We start from the raw sequence: 7,147 nt of genomic DNA on the forward strand, positions 1-7,147 counted from the left end.
CTCTCGGCGGCCGGGCCGCCGACGATCACGCTGGTGGGCTGCTCCTCGCCGGTGTCGGGCGCGGCCGGCGGGGCCAGGGCGGCGCGGACGTCCTCGGCGGAGCCCAGCTGCTGGGTCTCCCGCTGGTCCTCGGAGACCGGCGGGGTCGTGGGGCACCGGGGCAGCGGCCGGGTCCGCGTCGGTCGGGCTGGTCTCCTCGGGGCCGGGCGCGCCCTCGCGCCAGTCCCGTGGGACGGGGCGGGTGTCGTCGAAGGCGACGTCACCGCCGGCCGGGACGGCCTGCTCCGCGGCGGCCTCCGGCCCGGGGTCGGCGGGCGAGAGCGTCTCGACCGGCGGGCGACGGTCGGCGCCGTCGGGGCGCATGCGCACGGTCTCGTCGTGGGCAGGGGGGTGCTGGGGCATCGGGTCGTCCTCCGGTCGCTGTGCACCGGGGGTCCCCGGGGACGACGGAGCCGCCGGCTCTCCCTCCGCACGAGGCGGACGGGAGGCGCCGGCGGCGTCGTCGGGTGAGGCTGTCATCGCGGCCGCGACGATAGCGGTTCTCTCACGCTGTTACGTGCTGGTCGCCCTCGGTGTCGATGATGTCGACGGCGATGTCGCGGAGCTTGCTGTCGTACTCCCGTGCGTGGTGCCCGCAGAAGACGAGGTCGCTGCCACTGGCGAGTACGACCCGCACCTTGGCCAGAGCACCACAGCGATCGCAGTGGAAGGGAACGACGAGGTCATCGGTGGGCGGGGTCGTCGTCAGCGTCTGGGTCATCTGGCTCATCACTCGCTCTCTACCGCACGGACCCGCGGCTGCGGATCGGCCTCCTGCACAGCGCCAGGATGGCCCCTCGTGTTCCCGTTGCCTCCGTCGTCAGTCGCGGACTCGCGGAACGAGATGAGTCCGTGACGTGCGGCGGTGGAACGGGTCCAGCAGGGGACACCTGGGGTGGTACCGGTCGTGCTGTCGTCCGCCAACCCGGCCGGCTGCCGGGAGGTCGTGGGTCCACTGCTGTCTTGACGACACCCACGCTACGCGGTCTACCCGACGGATGTCGGAGGCAACCCGCCGTCCCACCCGTGGGTGAGGAGCGAACCGGCCCTCAGTCCAGGTAGTCGCGCAGGACCTGGGAGCGGCTGGGGTGGCGCAGCTTGCTCATGGTCTTGGACTCGATCTGCCGGATCCGCTCGCGGGTGACCCCGTAGACCTGGCCGATCTCGTCCAGCGTGCGCGGCTGGCCGTCGGTGAGCCCGAAGCGCAGCCGGACGACGCCGGCCTCCCGCTCCGAGAGCGTCTGCAGGACGCTGGTCAGCTGGTCCTGCATGAGGGTGAAGCTCACCGCGTCGACGGCCACGACGGCCTCGGAGTCCTCGATGAAGTCGCCGAGCTGGCTGTCGCCCTCGTCGCCGATGGTCTGGTCGAGGCTGATCGGCTCCCGGGCGTACTGCTGGATCTCCAGCACCTTCTCCGGGGTGATGTCCATCTCCTTGGCCAGCTCCTCCGGGGTGGGCTCGCGGCCCAGGTCCTGGAGCAGCTCACGCTGGATGCGGCCGAGCTTGTTGATGACCTCGACCATGTGCACCGGGATGCGGATGGTGCGGGCCTGGTCGGCCATGGCGCGGGTGATCGCCTGGCGGATCCACCAGGTCGCGTAGGTGGAGAACTTGTAGCCCTTGGTGTAGTCGAACTTCTCCACCGCGCGGATCAGGCCGAGGTTGCCCTCCTGGATGAGGTCCAGGAACGCCATGCCGCGGCCGGTGTAGCGCTTGGCGAGGGAGACGACGAGGCGGAGGTTGGCCTCGAGCAGGTGGTTCTTGGCGCGCTCGCCGTCGCGGACGATCCAGTTGAGGTCGCGGCGCATCTGCGGCGAGATCTTGGTGCCCTCCTCCTCGACCTGACGCAGCCGCTCGGAGCCGTAGAGCCCGGCCTCGATCCGCTTGGCGAGGTCGACCTCCTCCTCGGCGTTGAGCAGCGCGACCTTGCCGATCTGCTTGAGGTAGGCGCGGACCGAGTCGGCCGAGGCGGTGAGCTCGGCGTCCTTGCGGGCCTGGCGGAGGGCCTCGGACTCCTCCTCCTCGTCCCACTCGAAGTCGGTGCTCGCCTCGGCCGCCTCGTCCTCGGCGGGGGCCTCCTCGACGCCGTCCTTGCCGGTCACGACGGTCTCGTCGAGCTTGAGACCCTCGGAGCCGGTGTCGACCACGGCGACCGTGGCGCCCTCGGAGGCGACGGCGGTCAGCACCGCGCCCTCGCCCGAGCCGGGGGAGGGGGTGATGGCCGGCTTGGTGCGGCTCTTGGCGGGAGCCTTCGCGGTGGTCTTGGCGGTGGTCTTGGCCGCACTCTTCGTGGCGGGGGCCTTCGCCGACTTCTTCGCCGGAGCCTTCTTCGCCGGAGCGGCGGCCTCGCTCACCTCGACCGCGGCGGTGGCCCTCGGGGCCCGGGAACCGGCGGCGACCGACCTGGAGCGCTTCGGGGTGCTCGCGGCGGATGCTTCCGGTGCTGGCTGGTCGGCGGGCACTCAGGTTCCTTCCCTGCGGGGGACGTACGCCAGGAGACCGTCCGATCTCCGGGTAGCGGCTCCGGCCCTCGTCCTGGCCGTTCGAGAGGACCCGTGAGCCGGCGCGGCGTTTGGCCGCGTGGCGTACTGGGGATCCCTCTCGGCTGGAGGGCGGGGTGGGGCGCGTCCATTGTAACGACGGCACCAGCGGATTCCACCGTCCGCGGCACCCTCCTCGCTCCTCCGGGGCGTTCCGCCGGGCGGCTCGTGACCCGGCCGGTGCGGAGGTCGTGCACCGCGCGTCGCACCCGCATCTCGGGGCGCGGCAGTACGCCGTCCCTAGGCGGAGGACTCCGGGCGCTCGGCGGCGGCAAGGGCCGCCCCGACGATGCCGGCGGCGTTCTGCAGCTCCGCGGGGATCACCGGGGTGCGGGTGCTGAGCAGCGGTACCCACTTGTGCGCCTTCCGGCTGATCCCGCCGCCCACGATGATCAGGTCCGGCCACAGGCCGGCCTCGAGGACCTCCAGGTAGCGGTCCACCCGACGGGCCCACTCGGGGTAGCCGAGGCCCTCGCGCTCCCGGGCGGAGGCGGCGGCGCGCAGCTCGCCGTCCTCGCCGTCGACCTGGATGTGGCCGAACTCGGTGTTGGGCACGAGGCGGCCGTCCACGAACAGCGCGCTGCCGATCCCGGTGCCGAAGGTCAGCATGAGGACGACGCCGCCGTGCCCTCGGCCCGCGCCGTAGCGCATCTCCGCGATCCCGGCGGCGTCGGCGTCGTTCAGCGTCTCGACGGTGCCGGGCAGCCGCGCGGTCAGGTCGGCGTCGACGTCGACGCCGATCCAGCTCGGGTCGACGTTGGCGGCGGTGTGCACCACGCCCCGCTTCATCACCCCGGGGAAGGTCACGCCGACCCGGCCGGTCCAGCCGAAGGAGTCGACGATCCCGGTGACCGCGTCGTACACGGCCTCCGGCTTCGCGGGCTGCGGGGTGTCGACCCGCACCCGCTCGCCGGCCAGCCGGCCCGCTCCGAGGTCCACCAGGCAGCCCTTGATGCCGCTGCCCCCGATGTCGATCCCGAAGCCCTGCATCGGGTCAGGCTACTGAGCCGCCGGAGTGCGGGAGGATCGCGGCATGACCGCGCTTCCTCCCCAGCCGGACGAGCTGCTGGCGCTGGCCGTCGACACCGCCGCGGCCGCCGCCGACCTGGTCCGCCGCGGCCGGGCGACGGCGGGGAAGGACGTCGCGGTGAAGTCCAGCCCCGTCGACGTCGTGACCGCCGTCGACACCGCCAGCGAGCGGCTGATCGTCGACCGCCTGCTGGGCGCCCGGCCGGACGACGGCGTCCTGGGGGAGGAGGGCGGTGAGCGCACCGGGACCAGCGGCGTCCGGTGGGTCGTCGACCCGATCGACGGCACGGTGAACTTCCTCTACGACCAGCCCGCGTACGCCGTCTCGATCGCCGCGGAGATCGACGGCGCCGTCCGGGTCGGGGTGGTCCTCAACGTCGCCACCGGTGAGCTGTTCACCGCGGTCGAGGGCGGCGGCGCCTTCGCCTCGACGCCGTCGTCCCCGGAGCGGGCGCGCCTCGCCGGGAGCCGGCCCGCCTCGCTGGAGCAGACCCTGGTCGCCACCGGCTTCGGCTACCGGGCCGAGGACCGCCGCGCTCAGGGCGCGATCGTCGCGGAGCTGCTGCCGCGGGTGCGCGACATCCGTCGCAACGGCAGCGCGGCCCTGGACCTCTGCGCGGCCGCCGCAGGACGGGTGGACGCCTACTACGAGGCGGGTCTCTCGCCCTGGGACCACGCCGCCGGGGCGCTCGTCGCGGCCGAGGCGGGTCTGGTCGTGGCCGGCCTGCCCGGTCGGCGGTTCGCCGAGCCGGTGGCCGTGGCGGTGGCGCCGTCCGTCGCCGACGACTTCCTGGCCCTGCTGGGCGCGCTGCACCCCTGACCCGACCCCTGACCCGACCCCTGACCCGGGAGCCGCCTCAGCACTCGGCCGAGGCCTCCTCGGCCTGGTCGAGGGTGGCGTTGACGGCGTCGTCGGACGCCAGGCTCTCGCCGATCACGAACCCCGGCCCCAGCACGAGGTCGACCTGCTGGGTGGCGCGGGTGTCCTGGTACAGCCCGGCGCCGGGCAGGTACAGCGCCACGAAGGCCGCCGTCCCCTTGCCGCTCGGGCCGTGCCGCACCTCGCCCACGCCGGTGACCTCGCGGCCGCTGCGGTCGTTGGCGACCTCGGCGACGGTGAAGCCGCGTGCGGCCAGGTCGTCGGCGACCGACTGCGCCAGCCCGCCCTGGTCCGACGCGTTGAACACCCGCACCGACACCGTGGCCGGGTCCAGGGCCGGCGGAGCGGCCTCGGCCTCGGCGCAGGCGGCGTCCTGCTCGGCCTGCAGTTCGGCGTCCTGGCGGAAGACGTTCCACCAGACGGCCACGGCCACCAGCGCCAGCACGAGGAGGAAGATCAGCGGCGGCAGTGGACGACGTCCGCTGCGGGCACGCACCGCGGGGCGTTCGGTGCGCAGCGCCACTGTCACTCTCCTCGCCGAGCCCGGGACGTCCAGGTCGGGTGGAGCTTAGAGCCGGGACTGCCGGCTAGATCGCACCGTCCTCGAGCGCGGCGCGTCCCAGCTCGACGACCGGGTCGATGCGCTCGGCGTACCCGCTGGTGTTCTTGCCGGCCATCGCGCCGGCCGCCGAGCGGGCGACGATCCCGGCGATGATCGCGGCGAACTTGAAGAAGGCGAAGCCGACGTACCAGTTCAGGTCGGAGAGGTCGGCGCCGGTGCGCTTCGCGTAGCGCTCGGCGGCCTCCAACCGGGTGGGGAAGCCCGGCAGGGTGGTCAGCGCGCTCTGGCTCGACGCCCGGTCCTCGCCGGCCTGCGGCCAGTAGACGAACATCATCCCGATGTCGGTCAGCGGGTCACCGAGCGTGGACATCTCCCAGTCGAGGACCGCCTTGATCCGCCCCGGCGTGCTCGGGTCGAGCAGGCAGTTGTCCAGCCGGTAGTCGCCGTGCACGATGCTCGACCGCTGGGTGGCCGGCACCGTCTCGGCCAGCCGCGCGGCCAGGGCGTCGAGCTCCGGGCGCTCCCGGTCGCGCGTGGCGTCCCACTGCTTGGTCCACCGGCGCACCTGACGGGCGGCGAAGCCCTCGGGGCGGCCGAAGTCACCGAGGCCCACGGCCGCGTAGTCCACGGAGTGCAGGTCGGCGAGGACGTCGATGAGGCCCTCGCCGATGGCACGCCGCTGCTCCGGCTGGTCGGCGTACCCGGGCGGGAACTCGCTGACGGCGTGGATCCCGAAGACCCGCTCCATCACGTAGAACGGCGCACCCAGCACCGATTCGTCGGTGCACATGTGCAGCGTCCGCGGCACCGGCACCTGCGTCGCGCCGAGGGCGGAGATCACCCGGTGCTCCCGGGCCATGTCGTGCGCGGTGGCCAGCACCGCGCCGGTCGGGGGCCGGCGCAGGATCACGGAGTCCTCCGCCGAGCCGTCCCGCGGGGTCACGATGTAGGTCAGGTTCGACATGCCCGCCGCGATGAGCTCGACGGTCACCTCCTGCCACCTGTCGTCGCCCAGCGCACGCGCCAGGTACGGGCCTACGACGGTCGGGTCAGCACCCACGGGAGTCGCCACGGCGGCAGGGTAACCTCTGGCGCTTCGCAGCCCCGGCCGCCCGTTCCGCGGAGCCACGAGTCGCCCGTCACCCTCGGGCACAAACCCGGCCCCTCCGACGTTGGGCGGCTGCCGGTCTCGTCCACCGTCCGCACGGACGGCAGGCACGACCGGTGCGATCCAGGATGCTCCGCGGAGCTCCTGACCACGGACAACGGTCGCCACCAGCGACCGATCGAGACGACGGCGCCGGTCAGGCCCGTCACCTGCAGCGGCCTCGGCCGCTGAGAACACTGGAGGAGGGGCACACCCCATGGCCACCGACTACGACGCCCCACGCCGGAACGAGGCCGACGAGCTCGGCGAGGACTCGCTCGAGGAGCTCAAGGCCCGGCGTGCAGAGGCGCAGTCCTCGTCGGTCGACGTCGACGAGACCGACTTCAACGAGAACCTCGAGCTGCCCGGGGCGGACCTGTCCAACGAGGAGTTGACGGTCCGCGTGCTGCCGAAGCAGGAGGACGAGTTCACCTGCTCGAGCTGCTTCCTGGTGCAGCACCGCAGCCGGCTGGCGAGGACCAAGGGCAACGAGCTGTACTGCCGCGACTGCGCCTGACGCACGGACCCCGTGCCCGTCCCGTCACCGGGGAGACCGATGACCGAGCACTCGTCGCGCACCGGTGCCCTGCGCGACGTCCCCCCGCCGCGGCCGGTCGGAGCTGTCGGGACCCCGGCGGAGGACGGCGGGCTCACCCGCGCCGCCCGTGCCGTCGCCGACGCCGTGACCGGCCTCGTCGGGACTGCGGGCTCGGCGGCGCGGCGGAGCACGGGTCGCGTGAGCGAGCTGCGCGACGTGCTCGGCGCGGTCGTCGCGGCGGTCGGCACCGCCGTGGGCAGCCGGCTCGGGCCCGCGGACGGCACGGATCCGGCCGGGGCGTCCGCCGACGACGACCCGGCGCCCGGCGGCGTCCTGGCCGACCTGCTGGCCGCGGCCGCGCCTCGACTGCCGATCCGCGACGCGGCCCCGGTTGCGCGCGGCGCACCCCGGT

8 protein-coding genes and 1 pseudogene are annotated in these 7,147 nt (G+C 73.8%); 3 read left to right on the plus strand and 6 right to left on the minus strand.

What is annotated here, in order from left to right:
- From A6V29_RS21200 to ppgK, 4 genes are all read right to left on the minus strand, one after another.
- A partial coding sequence (locus A6V29_RS21200) for a hypothetical protein (RefSeq protein ID WP_212719074.1) occupies nucleotides 1-263 on the minus strand: 263 nt, incomplete at its 3' end.
- Nucleotides 264-544: 281 nt separating this feature from the next.
- Nucleotides 545-769: a DUF7455 domain-containing protein gene (locus A6V29_RS06755; RefSeq protein WP_212719077.1), complete on the minus strand. Its 225-nt coding sequence runs from the start codon at nucleotides 767-769 to the stop codon at nucleotides 545-547.
- A gap of 319 nt (nucleotides 770-1,088) precedes the next feature.
- Nucleotides 1,089-2,501: an RNA polymerase sigma factor gene (locus tag A6V29_RS06760; protein WP_137159598.1), complete on the minus strand. Its 1,413-nt coding sequence runs from the start codon at nucleotides 2,499-2,501 to the stop codon at nucleotides 1,089-1,091.
- 318 nt (nucleotides 2,502-2,819) lie between these two features.
- A complete protein-coding gene (ppgK, locus tag A6V29_RS06765; protein WP_137159599.1) occupies nucleotides 2,820-3,569 on the minus strand; it encodes a polyphosphate--glucose phosphotransferase in 750 nt (249 codons plus the stop codon).
- Nucleotides 3,570-3,612: 43 nt separating this feature from the next.
- Between ppgK and A6V29_RS06770 the strand changes: the two genes are divergently transcribed.
- A complete protein-coding gene (locus A6V29_RS06770) occupies nucleotides 3,613-4,428 on the plus strand; it encodes an inositol monophosphatase family protein (RefSeq protein ID WP_137159600.1) in 816 nt (271 codons plus the stop codon).
- Between the two features lie 37 nt (nucleotides 4,429-4,465).
- Here the strand turns inward: A6V29_RS06770 and A6V29_RS06775 are convergent, their stop codons facing one another.
- Together A6V29_RS06775 and A6V29_RS06780 are read right to left on the minus strand one after the other, a co-directional pair.
- Nucleotides 4,466-5,011, minus strand: coding sequence for a LytR C-terminal domain-containing protein (locus A6V29_RS06775; RefSeq protein WP_137159601.1), 546 nt, complete (start codon nucleotides 5,009-5,011; stop codon nucleotides 4,466-4,468).
- Nucleotides 5,012-5,075: 64 nt separating this feature from the next.
- Entirely contained in the window at nucleotides 5,076-6,122 is a 1,047-nt protein-coding gene (locus A6V29_RS06780) for a phosphotransferase family protein (protein WP_137159602.1), read from the minus strand.
- Nucleotides 6,123-6,414: 292 nt separating this feature from the next.
- Here A6V29_RS06780 and A6V29_RS06785 point away from each other — a divergent pair, with 292 nt between their 5' ends.
- A complete protein-coding gene (locus A6V29_RS06785) occupies nucleotides 6,415-6,714 on the plus strand; it encodes a DUF4193 domain-containing protein (RefSeq protein WP_137159603.1) in 300 nt (99 codons plus the stop codon).
- Nucleotides 6,715-6,753: 39 nt separating this feature from the next.
- Nucleotides 6,754-7,147 (plus strand): annotated as a pseudogene (locus A6V29_RS06790) (hypothetical protein); the annotation flags it as partial.

It is taken from the genome of Blastococcus sp. CCUG 61487, from assembly GCF_005222955.1.
Lineage (GTDB): Bacteria > Actinomycetota > Actinomycetes > Mycobacteriales > Geodermatophilaceae > Blastococcus.